Raw genomic sequence first — 17,111 nt, 5'->3', positions numbered from 1 at the left:
GTCAGAGCGCGGCCCGGAGCCGCTCGGCCGCGGTCTCCGGCGGGATGTCGTTGATCCAGAGCGCGACTCCGGACTCGATGCCTGCCAGATACTTCAGCCGTCCCGGCGCCCGCCGGATGGTGAAGATCTCGGCAGCCAGGTGCCAGGTCTCCTCACGGCCGGTCGGGGCCTGCTGCCAGCCGGCGATGTAGGGCACCGGACCGGCGTCGTCGAGCCCGTCCATCCGGCGCAGGCACTCCTGATAGAGCGCAGCGAGGTCGTTCATCTCGTCGGCGGTCAGCCCAGGCAGCGAGCCGACGTGGCGCCGCGGCACGACTCGGATCTCGTAGGGCCAGCGACCGGCATAGGGCACGTACGCCACGAACGACTCGTTCCCGGCCACCACCCGCGACCCGTCGGCGAGCTCGTCGGCGAGCACCGCACACTGCAGGCACTCGCCGGTCTCGTCGCGATGGGCATCGGCGGCGTTCACGAGGGACTCGATCCGCGGCGGCAGCACCGGCATGGCGTAGATCTGCCCGTGGGGGTGCTGCAGGGTCACCCCGATCTCCTCGCCGCGGTTCTCGAAGCAGAAGACGTACGCCACCTCCGGCATCGCCGTCAGCTGCTCGGTGCGGTGCGCGAGCGCCGCGAGCACTGTCCGCACCCGCTCGTGAGGGAGGTCGACGAAGCTCTGCTCGTGGTCGCTGGTGAAGCAGACCACCTCGCACCGGCCCCGCCCCGGCTGGGAGACGAACGGCTCCCCGGTAGCCTCGCCGACCGCAACCGTCGAGAGCGCCGGGAACCGATTCTCGAAGGCCACCACGTCGTAGCTCTCGGCCGGGATCTCGGTGAGCCTCCCGTCGACCGACGGGCACAGCGGGCACTCGTTGGACGGCGGCTTGAACGTACGCGTCTGCCGGTGTCCCGCAACCGCCGTCCAGGTCGCGGTCAGCCGGTCCCAGCGCAGCTGTGACCCGCCCGCCCGCGGCTCCAAGGGCCGCTCGTCGTGCACCGACCGCACCGTCGGCTGCTCGTCGAAGAACCAGATCTCGCGACCGTCCGCCAGCTTCGCTGACGTGGCCACAGGGTTGGTCGGCTCTGGGGTGTTCGGCATGCGCCGATTATCTCCCGGGCGACTTCGGCCGCGACGACAGGATGCGGTCATCTGCGATCTGGATGGAACGTCGACCGCCCGCTACTTCTTGCAACACTACATAGATCTAGGTAGTGTTGCAGCCGTGAAGGAGACACGTGTGCCGATGACAGCTGCCTCTCGGATGGGTGTTTCTGCGCTGGCGGCCAAGAGCACCGAGGGTCGAGTCGTCCTGACCAGCCATGGCCGGGCAGTGGCCGTGATCGGGTCGGCGGAGCATCTGGACGCCGACCTCCGTGCGCTGCGTGAGGCGACGGCGCGGGTGCTCGACGTGGCAGCCGACATCGTCTCCTCGCGTGGCGAGCTGTTGTCTCTGGAGGAAGTCTGCGAGCGGCTCGGGGTCGATGTGCACCGGGTCCGTGAGCGGGCCATGGCACACCGCGACGTGGCCTAGCCCCTGTGCGCGCAGGCGAGAAGTTTCCTGACGATCAGGCGTACGTCGAGTTCAACGATGCGTTCGTCGAGTCACTCGAGCCGCTGACGATCGCGCAGCGCGAGTCTCTCCTGGCTGATGTCATCGCTCTGTGTCGCAACCCGGCCGGTGCCCAACCACTCAGCAACCGAGGAGGGCAGAAGCTGGCGGGATGGAACACCCTCGACGTACTCCACAAGGAGTACCGGGTCGTCTTCGCCAGTCGCGTTGATGTCGTCGACGGGGTTCCGGTCGGAATGATCGAGGTGCTGGTCGCGGGACCGCGAAGGGCGGAAGCGGCGTACGACATGGCGGCCGCCCTCGTTCGCAGCGGGCGTATCGACCCAGACCTGATGACCGAGGTCTGGGAAGTGCTCGCCCTGGTCGAGGTGGTTGCGGAGGACGTTGGACTCGATGGCTGGGATTACCGTCCCGAGCCGGCGCCACCCGGCATGGTCAAGGCAGCTGTCGTGGCCGGGATCCTCGATGAGACGACGGCGACAAACCTGTCGAAGGACGAGCTCGAAGCCGCGATGACCCACGGTTGGGACGCATCCGGCAACCCCGACCCGATCGCGGCTCTCGGCGCGGCGATGAGGCGTGCTCGCGCAGGAGCTGATCCGCTGGATCTGACCCGGATCATGTCCGAGCGCCGCGAACCACGCTGCGGTGCCATCCTCGAGCGCGCGAAGCGACCCTGCATCCGACGTGAGGGGCATCCCGGGCCGCACCGATCGAGCTAGGCTCGAGGTCGCGACCCCTTACTTCGACACGCAGGCCTGGGCGGCGCCCTGGGAGACGTTGCCGTTCTGACCCAGGGAGCGGACCTGGATGCAGACCTTGGTGGCCCCCTCGAGGCGTACGACCGCCTTGGGGCGGTTCACGTTCCCGCTGGTGGAGTTGTCGCCGACCCACTTGTAGCCGGTGGCGCCGGGGACGCCGGACCAGGTGAAGACGGCGCGGTTGCCGTTGAGCGTGCCCTTCACCTTGCCCGGGGCGGCGGGCCCGGTGACGCCGGGGAGGTCGGTCTCGACGGGCGGGGGCGGGACCTCGTCGGGCTTCTCGTCCTCGCCGCCACGGGAGAGCATGATGCCGATGGTGGCGGCGATGAGAAAGAGGACGACGACGCCGATGATCGCGGGTGTCTTGCTGCGGGTCTCGCCCGGGCGCGCGCCGGTGAGGACGGAGGGGCCCTCCTCCGTACGCGGGTAGCTGAACCGGGTGCGGTCGCCGGAAGCCGAGCCGGCATCCGCCACCGGCGTCGACGCGAGCGAGGCCGGGGGCTGGGTGATCGGAGCCTGCGCGATGACCTGGGACGGCGGCTTGAGCTCGGTGGCCTTCTCCATCTCCGGGTCGGCGGGCGGGGAAGGGAGATGTGCACGGCCGGAGCCCGTGGTCGGTCCCTCGCCGCGGGCGGCCGCAATGTCGGGAACGACCGGGATGGACCCGCTGCCGCCGGCGTCGCGGTCGAGGACCTGCACCTCGGTGCGTCCGAGCCGCAGCTCCTGCTCGATCCGCTGGAAGTGGCGGGCCAGGTCGAGGACCGTCCTCGGCCGGTAGGTCGGGTCCTTCGCCATCGCCTGCTGCAGGACCCGGTCCAACGACGGAGGTACGTCGGGCCGACCTGTTGCGGGTGGAGCCGTGTGCAGGATGCGGGAGAAGACGGCGCGGTCTGAGTTGTTGCCGCGCTCCGCGAACGGGGACCGGCCGACGAGGAGGTGCCAGACGGTCGCGGCCAGCGAGTAGACGTCGGAGGCCACCGTGCCGTTGGATACGGAGGTGAGGACCTCGGGCGGCGACCACGGCAGCGAGACCCCGATGTCGCCCTCGTCGTCGCGCGGACGGCCGGCGATGCCGAAGTCGGCCAGACCAGGCACGTCGTAGCGGGAGAGCAGGATGTTGGACGGCTTGATGTCGCGGTGGATGATCCCGGCGCGGTGCGCGGTCTCGACCGCCGACGCCATCTGGATCCCGAAGCGCAGCGCGTCCTGCACCTTCATCGGGTTGTTGCGTACGCGAGCACCGAGGTCGGCGTTGGGGTAGTAGCCCATCACCAGGTAGGGCCGGCCGTCTGGCGTCTCGCCGGCGCTGTGCACCGGCACGATGAACGGGTGCTCGGCCAGCTCGGCCATCACCGCCGCCTCGGCGGCGAACTGCGCCCGCTGGGCCTCGGCGAGGTCGGCGGACCGCATCAGCTTCACCGCGACCCGCACTTTGGGGTGGTGCCGCTCGTAGAGGTAGACGTCGGCGAAGCCGCCCGAGCCGAGCCGGCCCAGGCAGGTCATCCCCGGCAGCTCGGGACCGAGCTCGGGGTGTTGTGCCTGGTTCACTCGCTGCGCTCGCTCATCCGAGGACCTCGTAGGTCAGGTTGATCGAGCCGGCGAGGCTCACCACGGCACCGGGCTCCAGGGCGTACTCCTCCATCGGCCGCATCTGCTGCGGACGCCCACCGGGCAGGGTCAGGTAGGACCCGTTGGCGGAGCCGAGGTCGCGGACGAGCACCTGCCACTCCTCCAGGCGCACCTCGGTGTGCAGCCGGCTGATGTCGGGCAGCATCACCTTCACCAGATGCGGAGGTACGCCGCCGGCCCCCGTGTTGCCGCTGGCATCCGCCCGCGGCGACCGCCCGAAGACCGCGCCGCGGTCCAGGACGACGATCCGGCCGTCGTCCAGCTTGAGCTGACCCAGCGCGGGGCGCGGGACCGAGACCGGCTGCTGATGAGGAGGCAGCGTCATCCGGCAGATGCGGCAGGTCGGGGAGTAGGGCGGCGACGCGTGCCCCTGCGGGCAGTAGACCGCCCAGACCGTCGGTCCGCCGGCGGGTGGCACCGGGGTCGGGGTCGGGGTGTTGCGCACCCGGGTGGCCATGTCCTGGGGCGGGTGGGGCGCAGGAGGGGGCCCAGGCATCGGCGGCGGGCTCTGCGGAGGCATGGCCGGCGGCATGGGCTGCCGGTCGGGCGGCCCCCACGCGTTCGGGTCGGGCTTCTTGGCACCCTTCTTGCGCCACGGAAGCCCGTCGATGATGCCCTTCTTGGACTCCGGCGCGGGCTGCGGCGGCGACACCGGTGGCGGCGGCACCGCGGCCGGGGGAGGGCTCTGGAACGGCGGCACGCCTGGCGACGGCGGAGGAGGCACACCAGGCGGAGCCGGGGGAGGCGGAGAGGCGGCCAGGTCCGAACGCCGGATGGTGTGGTCCATCTGCGCCATCGTCGCGTCGGCCTGCGCCTGCGCGCCGAGGTTGGGATCGAAGACGACGTCGAGCGAGCGGGCGTGGGCGGTATCGAGCAGCGGCTGGTCCTCCTCCATGCCGCCCCAGGCGCCGTTGGCGAGCTCGGCGCGCTCGGGGACAGCGGCGAAGTGACCGTCGGCCCACTTGCCGGAGACGTCGATGCCGTCGACGAAGACCGGCACCTCGTTGACGACAGCGGTCACCTTGGCCGGCGAGCGTACGGCGTAGCGCACTCGCGGGCCCTCGCGTCCGACGATCGCGAAGCCGGGGGCGCGCGGTCCGTCGGCGGAGAGCAGTCCGGCGATCGCGTCGACGGGCCGGGGGTCGGCCAGGGCGGCTTGGACGCCGCCGACCCGCGGGTCGCCCGGCCCCAGCTGGACCAGCGCCCAGCACCGGTCGCCCTTCAACGCGAGCCAGTGCCCAACACAGTAGGTAGCGGAATCACTCATGAGACGACGTGACGTCCCCTGAAGATCGGGCAGAGTCCGTGGGAGCGGCGAACAGAGAGGGCGGCGGTGTCACGAGTACCACAGTGACATTGTCGCGCCCACCCGATGCAACCGCAGCATCCACCAGCCTCTGGGCGAGGTTGTCGATGCTTCCGCCCACACCGAGCGTCTTGGACACGATCTCGTGGATCTCGTGGTCCTCGAGCTCGCCGGTGAGACCGTCTGAGCAGAGCAGGAACATGTCGTCGGGCGACACGGCCATCAGCCAGGTGTCCGCTTCGGGCGACGGAAAGGTGCCGAGCGACCGGGTGATGACGTTGCGCAGCGGGTGGACACGGGCCTCTGCGGCGGTGATCATCCCCGCCTCGACCATGGCGGCGACCTCGGAGTGGTCGATGCTCACCTGGGTCACGCCCGTCATCGAGAGCCGGTAGACGCGCGAGTCGCCGACGTTGAACACCAGCCAGTGGGGCGCACCCTCTGACTCCACGAGCGCCACTCCGGTCAGGGTCGTGCCCATGCCCTGCTTCTCGGAGTGGCGGGTCGCCTCAGCGGTGATCGCGGCGTTGGCGGCCTGGACGGCGTCGAGGATGTCCTCGGGAATCGGGCAGACGGCCGAGAAGCGGCTCTGGAAGGTCTCCACCGCGAGCGAGCTGGCGACGTCGCCACTGGCATGACCGCCCATCCCATCGGCGACGACGGCCACCGCGGGGAGCATGACGAACGAGTCCTCGTTCACCTCGCGGACCCGGCCGACATCAGTCGCCCCCGCGGCACGCAGGGCTGGGTATGCGGTCATGCTGTTCCTTTGCGGAGCCAGTTATCGGGACATCACGGTCAGGATGCGAATTAGTGATGCTGGGAGCGGACACTTTAGAACATCACGTACGGTACCGGTGAGCGTGTTCACTGAGCCGTGTGCCACGTTTGACTCATTCGTGTGGCTTCAACCCTGATGCGCGCCTAGAGTAAGCCCGGCTTTTTGCGTCGGCTGGCCGATTTGGCATGGAAGGACCTGGGGAGAGTCTTGGTGGCACGTTTCGGGATGGCGCCCGGTTGGACGCGGCGTCACCGCACCGCTATCGCATCCTGGGCTGCCCTTGCGGTGGTTGCCAGCGGTTTGACCGTCTACGCCATCCAGTCGACGGGCTACCCCGTGCACAAGGCCGATCTCGACGACGGCGGCATCTGGGTGACCAACCAGTCCTGGGGCACCTTGGGCCGGCAGAACCGCCCGGTGGCTCAGCTCGACGGTGTCGTCTGGGCGGGCAACGAGACCGGGTCCAGGTCCGAGCGCAACGGGCTCGACGTGGTGCAGAACGGCATCGCCGTGGCGTCCGTCGACCGCGACGCCCGCACGATCACGCCGGTCAACACCAAGCTCGCCGAGGGCCTGGACGACGACGCGGTGACCGTCAAGGACAGTCGGGTGGTGATGGGCGGCAACACGATCGGCGTCGCCGAGCAGAAGACCGGGAAGGTCTGGCTCACCTCCGTCGACCCGACCACCGGTGTCGGCGACCTCTCCGACCTCTCCGGCTCGGCCAAGCCCACCGAGACGGTCGGCGCGGACGCGGTGCTCACGGTCGGCACCGACGGGACCGCGTACGCCGTCTCTGCCGCCAAGCGGACGCTGACCGCCTTCGCGCCGGACGGTGAGCGGTTCGCCGATCCCGTCGAGACCAAGCTCCCCAAGGCCCCGGAGTACGCGGAGACCCCGACCTCGGCGACCGTCGTCGGCGGCGACGTCATCACCCTCGACGAGGCCGGTTGGCTGCTCGGCGCCACCAAGGGCTCGGACATCGCCGTGGACTTCGGTGACACCGCGGAGAGCGCGGTCCTCCAGCAGCCCTCGGTCAAGGCCGGGGACGTGCTCGTCGGCGACGCGACGGGTCTCAAGGCCGTAGACCTGAGGAACGGCGAGATCCGCCACATCTCCGAGTCCGCGGGCGACCCCGCGGCCCCCGTCCGGCTCGGTGACTGCATCTTCGGTGCCTGGGCCAACGGCTCGACCGGCTCGGTGGCGACCCAGTGCGGCGAAGGCGAGCCGGTCCTGGGTGAGATCCCGACGCTCGGGCCGGCAGCCGAGCTTGAGTTCCGGATCAACCGCGGCCAGCTGGTGCTCAACGACCTGCGCAACGGCGATGTCTGGGAGATCGACGGCGCCGACATCAAGAAGATCTCCAACTGGGAGGCGTTCCAGCCGCAGACCCAGAAGCAGAACCAGAAGAAGGACAAGCAGCAACAGCAGACCAAGGCCGCTCAGGCGCCGAAGGCCAAGGACGACCAGCTCGGCGCCCGGGCCGGACGCACCACGGTCCTGCACGTCCTCGACAACGACTCCTCCGCGAAGGACTCGATCCTGAGCGTGGTCTCGGTCGGCAAGGCCTCCGTCGAGGGCGTCGAGGCCACCGTCGCCCCCGACCGGCAGTCGATCCTGGTCACCACTCCCGAGTCGGCCAGGGGGAAGACGACCAGCTTCAAGTACACCGTCGACGACGGTCTCAAGGGCAAGGCCGGCCAGGACGACGCCAGCGTCGAGCTGAAGATCCAGGGCTCCGAAGGCACCGGCAAGCCGGCCCTGCGTGATCACTACACGCCGACCGACTACACCGTCGCGGCAGGCGGCACCGTGGAGATCCCGGTGGTGAGCGACTGGCGTGACGAGCGCTACGGCGACCCGATCACCGCGCAGTCCCCGGAAGCTTCCAAGGGCAAGGCGAGCGTGACTCCCGACGGTCTGCTGCGCTATACCGCCGCCCCGGACGCCTCGGGCAGCGAGAACCTCGGCTATCAGGTCAGCACCGGCGGCAAGGCGTCGAAGAACAAGGTGCGCGTCAACATCGTCGCGGGCGCGAACACCGCATCCCCCGAGCCGAAGGACGACGTCGCAGAGGGGACCCAGGGCTCCTGGGTCACGATCCGGCCGCTCGACAACGACATCCCCGGCGCCGACCCGTCCAACCTCGACGCGGCCCTCACCCTCGCCGGCGACGTCCCGCCCAAGGGCGGCCTCGAGGTGAGCACCGACCGGGAGACCGGTGTGGTGCGTGCCAGGGGCAGCTCTCCCGGCACCTACCAGCTCAGCTACAACGCCGGGTTCGGGGCGGCCAAGCCCGCCTCGGCGAAGATCCGCGTCGACGTCAAGCCCGCCTCCCAGGCCGCGGACGAGCCGATCGCGACCCCGGACACGACCGCCGTGCTCGGCACCTCGACCCGCACCCTGGACGTCCTCGCCAACGACTACGACTCCCAGGGCCGGCTCCTCGCCGTGACCCATGCCGAACCGGTCGGCGAGAGCGACCTGACGGTCGCGGTGCTCGACGGACGGTGGCTGCGGATCCAGGCGTCCAAGCCCGACATGGACCCGTCCACCCAGGCGATCCGCTACACGATCAGCAACGGCGCGGCCGAGGCCGAGGGGTCGGTGACGGTGAGTCAGCGTCCGGCGCTGCGCGGTGCCGCGAACGCTCCGGAGGCTGTCGACGACGAGGCGACGGTGAGGGCTGCCGACTCCGTCTCCATCCCGGTGCTCGACAACGACTCGACGCCCTCCGGCGACCCGGTCGGTCTGGTGGTCGACCAGACCATGGAGACCAAGGGACAGCTGCAGGTGCTCGGCCAGCCGTCCGTCGGGGAGGCCTACATCGACGGCAACCGGGTCCGCTACGTCGCTCCGGACGACGTGAAGGGGCCGGTCGACGTCGACGTCCGCTACGTCGTGCAGAACACCGGCGACCCCTCCGCGGAGCACTCTTCCGGCAACATCCGCGTCCACGTCAAGCCGCTGCCGAAGAAGAAGGCCGACAACTCCCCGCCGGCGCCGAAGGCGCTGGAGTCGCGGGTGGTCCAGGGCGACGAGGTCACGCTGCGCCTGCCCACGGTCGGCACCGACCCGGACGGCGACTCGGTCTCGGTGACCAGGATCAACAGCGCACCATCCTACGGCCGCGTCCTGGCCCACGGGGCGAACACGATCACCTACCAGGCCTTCCCCAATGCCGCGGGCACCGACGAGTTCACCTACGAGGTCAGCGACCCGTTCGGTGCCGTCGCGACCGGCACCGTGCGGATCGCCGTCGTCGCGCCCGGCGCTCCCCAGCGCCCGGTCGCCGTCGACGACCTGGTCACGCTCGACCCCAGCAAGAAGCTGACCTACGACGTGCTCGCCAACGACCTGCGTACTCCGGGGACGGAGCTCCACCTGGCCTCGACCGAGGCGGCCAGCGGCGGCGGGGTCAAGCAGCGTTCCGACGGCATCGTCACGGTCTCGGGTGGCTCCGAGAAGCCGTTCCAGAACATCCCCTACCGCGCCACCACCGGCCTCCACGAGGACACCGGTGAGCTCGCGATCCGCTATCAGGAGGGCTACGACAACCCGCCGATGGCGGGGATCGTGGTCGCCGACCCCGAGGGCGACTCGGCGACGGCCACGGTCGACGTGATGGCCAAGGTAACCGACATCGACGACTCGCTCGAGGACCTCTCGGTCGACGCGGTCAAGGGCCCGTCGGTCGGCGAGGACGAGGCCAAGCCGAAGATCGATGACGGCAAGGTGACCCTGCCGGTCGGCGACACGACCCGGGTGTGGACCTACCGGGTCACCGACCCCGACGGCGCCCAGGCGGTCGGTTCGATCTACGTCCCGGCGCGTCCCAAGGACGCTCCCTACCTGAAGCCGGGCTCCGAGCTCCAGCTGAACCCGGGGGAGACGAAGAAGGTCGACATCACCGACTACGTCGAGGACCCCGAGGGCGACCCGGTGGTGCTCACCACCACCGACAAGATCGTGGCCGCGCCGGAGGGGATGCTCAACACCGGCGACACCACGGCGACGACGGTGGATGTCACCGCGGGTGAGACGAAGGGTCCGGCGGCCCTGACGTTCGAGGTCGCCGACCGCGAGAAGATCACCTCCGCCGAAGCCCACCTCGCGGTGATCTCCCTGCCGGTGCAGATCGGCAAGGAGGAGCCGGAGATCAACTGTCCGAGCACGCCGGTCGAGGTCCCCGAGAGCGGCGACGGCGCGCTGGTCGACATCGCCGCCATCTGCCACGTGTGGACCGCGGACCCGGGCGACTCCGACGACCTCGACTTCACCGCCGAGGTCGGCGACGGGCTCGACGGGGTCGAGGTCAAGCCCGAGGCCGGCGGTCTGCGCCTCACCGCCGAGCACGCCGACGCCGGGTCCCAGGGCGCCCTGGAGATCGGCATCGAGGGCACCGACGCGACCGGCCAGCTCCTGGTCACCGTCATCGCGCTGCCGCCGCCTTCGCTCTCCCCGATCAAGCCGCTGCAGACCGAGGCCGGGAAGACGGTGTCGATCGACATCGCCGATTATCTGCAGACACCGGTTCCCTCCGGGTCGCAGGAGATCGTGATCACCAAGCTCGACCCGATCAACGGTGACTCACCCGACATGGGCGAGATCAGCGGGTCGAAGATCACCTTCAACACCCCCGAGGAGGGGCACGGCCACTACCGCTATCCGATCGAGGTCAGCGACTCCGGCAAGGACTCCAAACGGGTCAGGGCCACCGGTGTCATCGAGGTGGATGTCATCGACGTCCCCGGTGCACCGACGGGGCTGCGTACGACCTCCGACTTCCTCTCCAACGTGGTCGCGCTGTCGTGGAACGCGCCCAAGGACAACGGCGACGACCCGATCCAGCGTTACGAGGTGGAGGCCAACGGCGACCACATCCAGGACTGCCCGTCGACCTCGTGCCGGATCACCGAGCTGAAGAACGGCGTCGTCTACGACTTCCGTGTCCGCGCCGTGAACTCGGTGGGACCCAGCCGGGAGTGGAGCAACTCGGCCGAGGGCGAGCCCGACGCCTACACCGGTCCGGTGCAGAACCTCCGCGTCACCCGCCAGCGCGACCACAAGGTCGAGCTGAGCTGGGCGCCGCCGGCCGAGTGCGACTGCTCCGCCGTGCGGAAATACCGGATCAGCTGGCCCGGCGGCGGCATCAAGGACATCTCCGCCGGTCAGACGACCTATCCTGCGGCAGTGAGCACCAACGGCGACCCGGTGCAGTTCACCGTCGTCCCGCTCAACGACAAGGGAGTCAAGACCAACAAGGGCCCGACGGCGACGGTCGAGGGGATGGGTGCCGGCAAGCCGGACACCCCGGCGACACCGACCTTCCAGTTCGCCAATACGGCCAACAACTCCGGCAAGACGGTGAACGTCTCGTGGAGCCCGGTCGGAGCCAACGGTCCCGCCCCGGTCACCTACGAGGTTCGCCGTACGGGCGGTTCCGGCGAGAAGATCGTCTGCTCCTGGGTGACCGAGACCAGCTGCCGAGACGACGTCGCCAACGACGGCACGATCTACACGTACGTGGTCCGAGCCCGCAACGCCGAGGCGACCTCGCCGCGTGAGACGGGTTCCGGCGGCTCGCCGGAGGCGCACATCTCCAGCTACTCCGCGGGCGGCAAGGTCGAGGCGGCCGCTACCCCCGACGCGGTCTCCTTCGCGTCGGCGACGCCCACGGGCAACAACGGCGAGGCCAAGATCGTCTTCACCCCACGTGCCTCGCACGGGAAGACCAACATCGTCGAGTGCGTACGCAACGGCTCCTCGTGCGGGTCGTGGACCTACCCGCCGGAGGGGGCGGGACAGCAGACCAAGACGATCAGCGGGTTCACCAACGGCAGGGCCACCACCGTGCAGCTGCGCTCCTGCAACGGCTCCTCGGGAGGCGCCGGCGCGGATGCGGCGTGCGGTGCCTGGTCGTCGAAGTCGGTGACCACCTACGGTCCGCTGGGTCAGCCGACGATCTCGGTGAGCGGCGACGGCAACTCGATCAACTGGCGCATCACCTTCAACGGCAACGGCAAGACCGGAACCTACCGCGTCACCCGGTCCGGTGGCGGCGCGGTCGGCAACGGCACGGTGACCGCCGGCAGCGGCTCCGCCAGCGGCACCGTACGAGACCTGGAGTGGGACAAGTCCTACACCTTCACCGTGACCGTCAGCGACAGCGGCCGGGCCAGCAAGTCGGCTTCGGACTCGGCCAGGACGGCCGTGCCCCCGGACCCGACGATGCAGGTGAACAAGGCCGGCGAGTGCTCGGGCAGTGCCTGCCCGCAGCCGGAGACCCAGTGTGGCGGCACCTGCTGGTACGTCGGCTCCACCATCACCGACCCCGCCTTCCCGGGCACGAGCTGGGACTGCGGCACCAGTGCCACGACCTCGCGTTGGGACGTGAACATCGGGAGCGGTGGCAAGGGCACGGGCAGCGGCCGCGGCTGGGTCGGCGCCAACACGCCTTTCACCGTGACCTGCACGTCGAACGACGGACGACCCACCCAGCGGAAGAACGTAACGTGGTAATGGAGACAAGAAGATGACCGTCACGACCGAGCAAGCTCGTTGGTTCCACGAGACCTTCGAGAAGTTGTGCGACAACGTCGAGAAGGCGGTGCTGGGCAAGCGCAACGTGATCCGCCTGGTGCTGACCGCGCTGCTCTCCGAGGGCCACCTGCTCCTCGAGGACTATCCCGGGACCGGCAAGACCCAGCTCGCCCGCGCTCTGGCCAACACCGTCCAGGGCTCGCACGCGCGCATCCAGTTCACCCCCGACCTGCTGCCCTCCGACGTCACCGGCGTCACGGTCTACGACCAGGGCAAGGGCACCTTCGAGTTCCACCCCGGTCCGATCTTCCACTCGATCGTGCTGGCCGACGAGATCAACCGAGCCTCGCCGAAGACCCAGAGCGCGCTGCTGGAGGTCATGGAGGAGGGGCGGGTCACCGTCGACGGTGCCACCCGCGACGTGGGCCGACCGTTCATGGTGATCGCGACCCAGAACCCCATCGAGCAAGCCGGGACTTACCGGCTGCCCGAGGCGCAGCTGGACCGCTTCCTGATGAAGACGTCGGTCGGCTACCCCGACCGGAACGCCACCGTCGAGCTGCTGATGAACTCCTCGGTCCGTGACCGGGCCACCCTGGTCACCCCGATCATCACCGCGCCGACGGTGACCCAGATGGCCGAGATGGCCGACCAGGTCTACATCGACCAGGCGATCGTCGCCTATGTCTCCGCGTTGGTCGACGAGTCGCGTCGCCACAAGCACGTACGCCTCGGCGCCTCCATGCGCGGCTGCCTCGCACTGGTGCGCACCGCCAAGGTCTGGGCGCTCTCCGAGGGTCGCTCGCAGGTGCTGCCCGACGACATCAAGGCGCTCGCCGAGCCGGTGCTCTGTCACCGCCTGATCCTCGACCCGGAGGCGATGTTCAACGGGGTCACGGTCGAGGACGTCATCGGCGACCTGCTCACCTCGGTCCCGGCTCCCTCCGAGCGTGTCGCCTGAGATGAGCTCGTCGTCGGTTGAGCCGTCGGAGCCGCTAGGCGGAGGCGTGTCGAAACCAACACAGTCCCCTCGACGCTCGATCAGGACCGTGTTGATCTCGGCACGCTCGCTGGCGCTCGCGGCTCGATCAGCGGTGGCGACGGCTCGACCAGCGTTGGCGAAGTGGTTCGGCACCGTGACCTCGATCGGCTGGGGCGTGCTGCTCCTCGGCGCGCTCGCCTGGGTCGCCGCGACCGCGCTGGGCTGGATCGAGGCGGCAGTGGTGGCGATGGCGGCGCTGTTCCTCGTGATCGGCGCGGCCTTCTTCATGATCGGGCGCACCCGGCTCGCGGTGGCGACGGTCGTTGAGCCGCCGCGCGTCGCGGTCGGTCAGGCGCTGACCGGCGAGCTGCGGGCCCGCAACGAGGCGCGAGGCCCGCTCGTCTCGACGAGCCTGGAGTTCCCCATCGGAGCAGGTGGGGTGACGTACGACCTGCCGATGCTGCTCCCCGGCGCCGAGCACACCGAGCTTTTCGTGGTGCCGACGCAGCGCCGTGGCGTGATCGACGTCGGTCCCGTCCGGACGGTTCGTGGCGACCCGCTCGGGCTCTTCCGGCGGGTGCAGGAGTGGACGGACCGCACCGAGGTCTTCGTCCACCCGCGCACCACCCACCTGGAGCCCTTCGGGGTCGGCCTGGTCCGCGACCTCGAGGGGTCCACGGCCCAGAACACCTCGATGAGCGACCTGGCCTTCCACGCACTGCGCGAGTACGTCCCCGGCGACGACCTGCGCCACGTCCACTGGCGCTCCTCGGCACGCCACGGGCAGCTGCTGGTGCGGCAGTTCCTCGACACTCGTCGTTCCCACATCGTCGTCATCGTCGACTCCTCGCCGACGTCCTACGACAACGAGGACGAGTACGAGACGGCGATGTCGATCGCAGGCTCCCTGCTGCGCCGCGGGATCCTGGACGAGTTCGACGTCTCGTTCGCGACCGGCGACGTGATGATGGTGCGGGCGACCGCGGCCAACGGGGGAGGGCGGTCCGCACTGGACGCCTGCTCCCGAGCGACCCCGCAGCAGGCCAACCTGATCGAGATCACCGCCGAGGCTGCCCGGCAGGCGCCGGACGCGTCGCTGGTGATGCTGGTGACCGGGCGCTATCCCCAGTTCGTGACCCTGCAGCGCGCGGCCGGTCAGTTCTCGGTCGATGCCACCACCGTCGCCGTGCGGGTCGACTCCTCGCAGCGGGCCGGGTTCAAGGCCGTCGCCGACCTGCCCATGCTCACCCTGCCCGATCTGGACCAGCTGCCGATCGTGCTGTCTAAGGGGTTGTCCGGATGAAGAAGCACCACGCCGTCGACGCCCTCCTCCTGTTCCTTCTCGGCACCATCGCGTTCCTCGGCTTCGATGACACCTACGCCGGCTGGACCTACCTGATCGCCGGCGTCGCCGGGCTACTGCTCGGGATCCTCATCGCCTTCGCAGGCCGCGGGCAGCCGGTGGTCGTGCTGGCCGTCGGGCTGCTGGCCGCCTTCTTCGTGCTCGGCGGCGCGGTCGCGCTGCACGGGCTCGGCAACCTCTCGATCCTCCCGGTCCCCGACACCATCGGCACCCTCGCCGACAACTCCGTGCACGGCTGGAAGCGGCTGCTGACCACGCTGCCGCCGGTGGACGGTGGTGCGCTGCTGACGATCCCGTACATCCTCGGCCTGGTCTCCGGCTGTCTCGGCTTCGCGCTGGCGGTTCGGATGAAGGCGGCGCTGCCGCCGGTGCTGGTCGCGTTCGCGTTGATGGCCGGAGTGATCCTGCTCGGCGTACAGGACCCGTCCAAGACCGCCCTGCTGGGCGCGCTATTCGGCGCCGTGGCGATCACCTGGCTCTGCATCCGCGGGCTGCGGGCTCGCACCCTCGCCGCCGGTGGCCGTCGTCTCTCTCGGACCGCCATCGGGGCCGGTCTGTGCCTCGGCGCGGCCGGGCTGGCGTTCCTCGGCGGGCCGCTGCTCCCGGGTATCGCGCCCGAGCGCACTGTGCTGCGCGGCGAGATCGAGCCGCCCTTCAACGTCGGGAAGTATCCCTCGCCCCTGGCCGGCTTCCGGATCTACACCAAGGGCTACCAGACCCCGGAGGACGATCGCCGGCTCTACGAGAAGGACCTCTTCACCGTCTCGGGCCTGCCCGAGGGGACCCGGGTCCGGGTCGCCGCCATGGATTCCTACGACGGCACCGTCTGGCGCGCGGCCAACGACTCCGGTGAGACCGAAGGTCCCGACGACACCTTCCAGAAGATCAGCTCGACGCTGCGCAACCCGCTCGCCGACGGCAAGCAGGTGCGCGGGACGATCACGATCGGCGAGGACTTCGGCGGCGTCTGGGTGCCGCTGCCGACCGCGCTCACACATATCTCGTTCGACGGCCCCGACTCCGACACGTTCCGCTACAACCTGGCGACGTCCACCGGTGTTCTGCCCTCGGCGCTGAAGCCGGGCGACTCTTACTCCTTCACCGCCTCGGTCGATGACGAGAAGGTCGGGGAGAAGAGCGAGAACTGGTCGGGCGGGTCGCCGATCGGCGACGAGGCCGCTCAGTTCCAGGCGCTCGCGGCGGAGTACGCAGGTGGGGGTGACTCGCCGATCACCAACGCGCTGGCGGTGGCTGAGAAGCTGAAGTCCGAGGGGACCTACACGGACGGGGAGCCGCCCAACCAGCAGTATCCGGCCGGCCACTCGCTGCGTCGTCTTGCCGACTTCACCGCCAAGGGTGGTCAGCTCGCCGGCAACGACGAGCAGTACGCCGCGCTGATGGCGATCCTGGCCAACCAGGTCGGCGTACCGGCCCGGGTGGTGCTGGGGGCCGTCGTCGGCTCCGACGGTGTCGTCCAGGGCAAGGACATGCACGCCTGGGTAGAGCTGCGGATGTCGGACGGTTCCTGGGCGACGCTGGACTGGAACGAGTTCATGAACACCGAGAAGCCGCCCGAGCAGAACGCTCCGCAGCCCGAGGAGCTCGTCACCGGCAAGGTCGTCCCGCCCCCGGCGCCGGTGCGTCCGCCCGCGACCTCCGGCGACCCGCTGGACGAGTCGGTCAACCAGAAGGCCAACTCCCGTCCCGACGGGTTCGTCCTGCCGGGCTGGGTGGTGGCTGTCCTCAAGTACGTCGGCCTGCCGCTGCTCCTCATCGCGGCGATGTGCGCCGCGATCGTCGGCGCCAAGATCTGGCGCCGCCACCGCCGGCGCACCCGCGGGACTCCCGTCGCCCGCCTCTCCGGCGGCTGGCGCGAGACCCTCGACCACGCCCGAGACTTCGGGGTAGCCGCCCCCGGCGGCGCCACCCGCCGCGAGCAGGCCTCCGTCCTCTCCGCGTCCGCGGGCATGGACGGCGCCCCGGGTCTCGCCCTCCTCACCGACACCACCATGTTCGGCGAGTCCGGGCCGGCGGACGACGACGTGGAGACCTTCTGGGAGCAGGTCGGAACGCTGCGTACGTCCTTGTCCGGCTCTCGCACGCGCTGGCAGCGCATCCGCGCGGCGGTCAACCCGCTCTCCCTGCTGCCCGCTCGGTTGCGGGGCAAGCGGTAGCTGC

The 17,111-nt window shown here is 70.0% G+C and carries 10 protein-coding genes; 6 read left to right on the top strand and 4 right to left on the bottom strand.

The window, feature by feature from the left end; all coding sequences use genetic code 11:
- Nucleotide 1 precedes the first annotated feature (1 nt).
- Entirely contained in the window at nucleotides 2–1,096 is a 1,095-nt protein-coding gene (gene galT / locus ABZZ22_RS03825; protein WP_354926972.1) for a galactose-1-phosphate uridylyltransferase, read from the bottom strand.
- A 124-nt stretch (nucleotides 1,097–1,220) separates the two neighbouring features.
- Here galT and ABZZ22_RS03820 point away from each other — a divergent pair, with 124 nt between their 5' ends.
- Together ABZZ22_RS03820 and ABZZ22_RS03815 are read left to right on the top strand one after the other, a co-directional pair.
- Complete coding sequence (locus ABZZ22_RS03820) at nucleotides 1,221–1,529, top strand: hypothetical protein (RefSeq protein WP_354926970.1); 309 nt, start codon at nucleotides 1,221–1,223, stop codon at nucleotides 1,527–1,529.
- Nucleotides 1,530–1,534: 5 nt separating this feature from the next.
- On the top strand, nucleotides 1,535–2,290 hold the full coding sequence (locus tag ABZZ22_RS03815; protein WP_354926968.1) for a hypothetical protein: 756 nt from the start codon (nucleotides 1,535–1,537) through the stop codon (nucleotides 2,288–2,290).
- 18 nt (nucleotides 2,291–2,308) lie between these two features.
- On the opposite strand, the gene ABZZ22_RS03810 is transcribed toward ABZZ22_RS03815, so the two are convergent.
- Genes ABZZ22_RS03810 through ABZZ22_RS03800 form a run of 3 tightly spaced genes read right to left on the bottom strand, consistent with a single transcriptional unit; the run spans nucleotide 2,309 to nucleotide 6,024 of the window.
- Complete coding sequence (locus ABZZ22_RS03810) at nucleotides 2,309–3,877, bottom strand: serine/threonine-protein kinase (RefSeq protein ID WP_354926966.1); 1,569 nt, start codon at nucleotides 3,875–3,877, stop codon at nucleotides 2,309–2,311.
- A 13-nt stretch (nucleotides 3,878–3,890) separates the two neighbouring features.
- A complete protein-coding gene (locus ABZZ22_RS03805) occupies nucleotides 3,891–5,225 on the bottom strand; it encodes an FHA domain-containing protein (protein WP_354926964.1) in 1,335 nt (444 codons plus the stop codon).
- On the bottom strand, nucleotides 5,218–6,024 hold the full coding sequence (locus tag ABZZ22_RS03800) for a protein phosphatase 2C domain-containing protein (protein WP_354926962.1): 807 nt from the start codon (nucleotides 6,022–6,024) through the stop codon (nucleotides 5,218–5,220). The genes ABZZ22_RS03805 and ABZZ22_RS03800 overlap by 8 nt, the downstream gene beginning before the upstream one ends.
- Nucleotides 6,025–6,345: 321 nt before the next feature.
- Here ABZZ22_RS03800 and ABZZ22_RS03795 point away from each other — a divergent pair, with 321 nt between their 5' ends.
- The 4 genes from ABZZ22_RS03795 to ABZZ22_RS03780 all read left to right on the top strand — a co-directional run bounded on the left by ABZZ22_RS03795 (nucleotide 6,346) and on the right by ABZZ22_RS03780 (nucleotide 17,107).
- The gene (locus ABZZ22_RS03795; RefSeq protein WP_354926960.1) at nucleotides 6,346–12,567 is read left to right on the top strand and encodes an Ig-like domain-containing protein; all 6,222 of its coding nucleotides are present in this window, start codon (nucleotides 6,346–6,348) and stop codon (nucleotides 12,565–12,567) included.
- Nucleotides 12,568–12,580: 13 nt separating this feature from the next.
- A complete protein-coding gene (locus ABZZ22_RS03790; protein ID WP_354926958.1) occupies nucleotides 12,581–13,549 on the top strand; it encodes a MoxR family ATPase in 969 nt (322 codons plus the stop codon).
- A gap of 88 nt (nucleotides 13,550–13,637) precedes the next feature.
- A complete protein-coding gene (locus ABZZ22_RS03785) occupies nucleotides 13,638–14,873 on the top strand; it encodes a DUF58 domain-containing protein (RefSeq protein ID WP_354926956.1) in 1,236 nt (411 codons plus the stop codon).
- On the top strand, nucleotides 14,870–17,107 hold the full coding sequence (locus ABZZ22_RS03780) for a transglutaminaseTgpA domain-containing protein (protein ID WP_354926954.1): 2,238 nt from the start codon (nucleotides 14,870–14,872) through the stop codon (nucleotides 17,105–17,107). The genes ABZZ22_RS03785 and ABZZ22_RS03780 overlap by 4 nt, the downstream gene beginning before the upstream one ends.
- The last annotated feature ends 4 nt before the right edge of the window (nucleotides 17,108–17,111 follow it).

The sequence above is a fragment of the Nocardioides sp. NPDC006273 genome, from assembly GCF_040613495.1.
In the GTDB taxonomy this organism is placed as follows: domain Bacteria; phylum Actinomycetota; class Actinomycetes; order Propionibacteriales; family Nocardioidaceae; genus Nocardioides.
The sequence above is the reverse complement of the archived record's forward strand: the minus strand, read 5'-3'. Positions and strand labels throughout refer to the sequence as shown.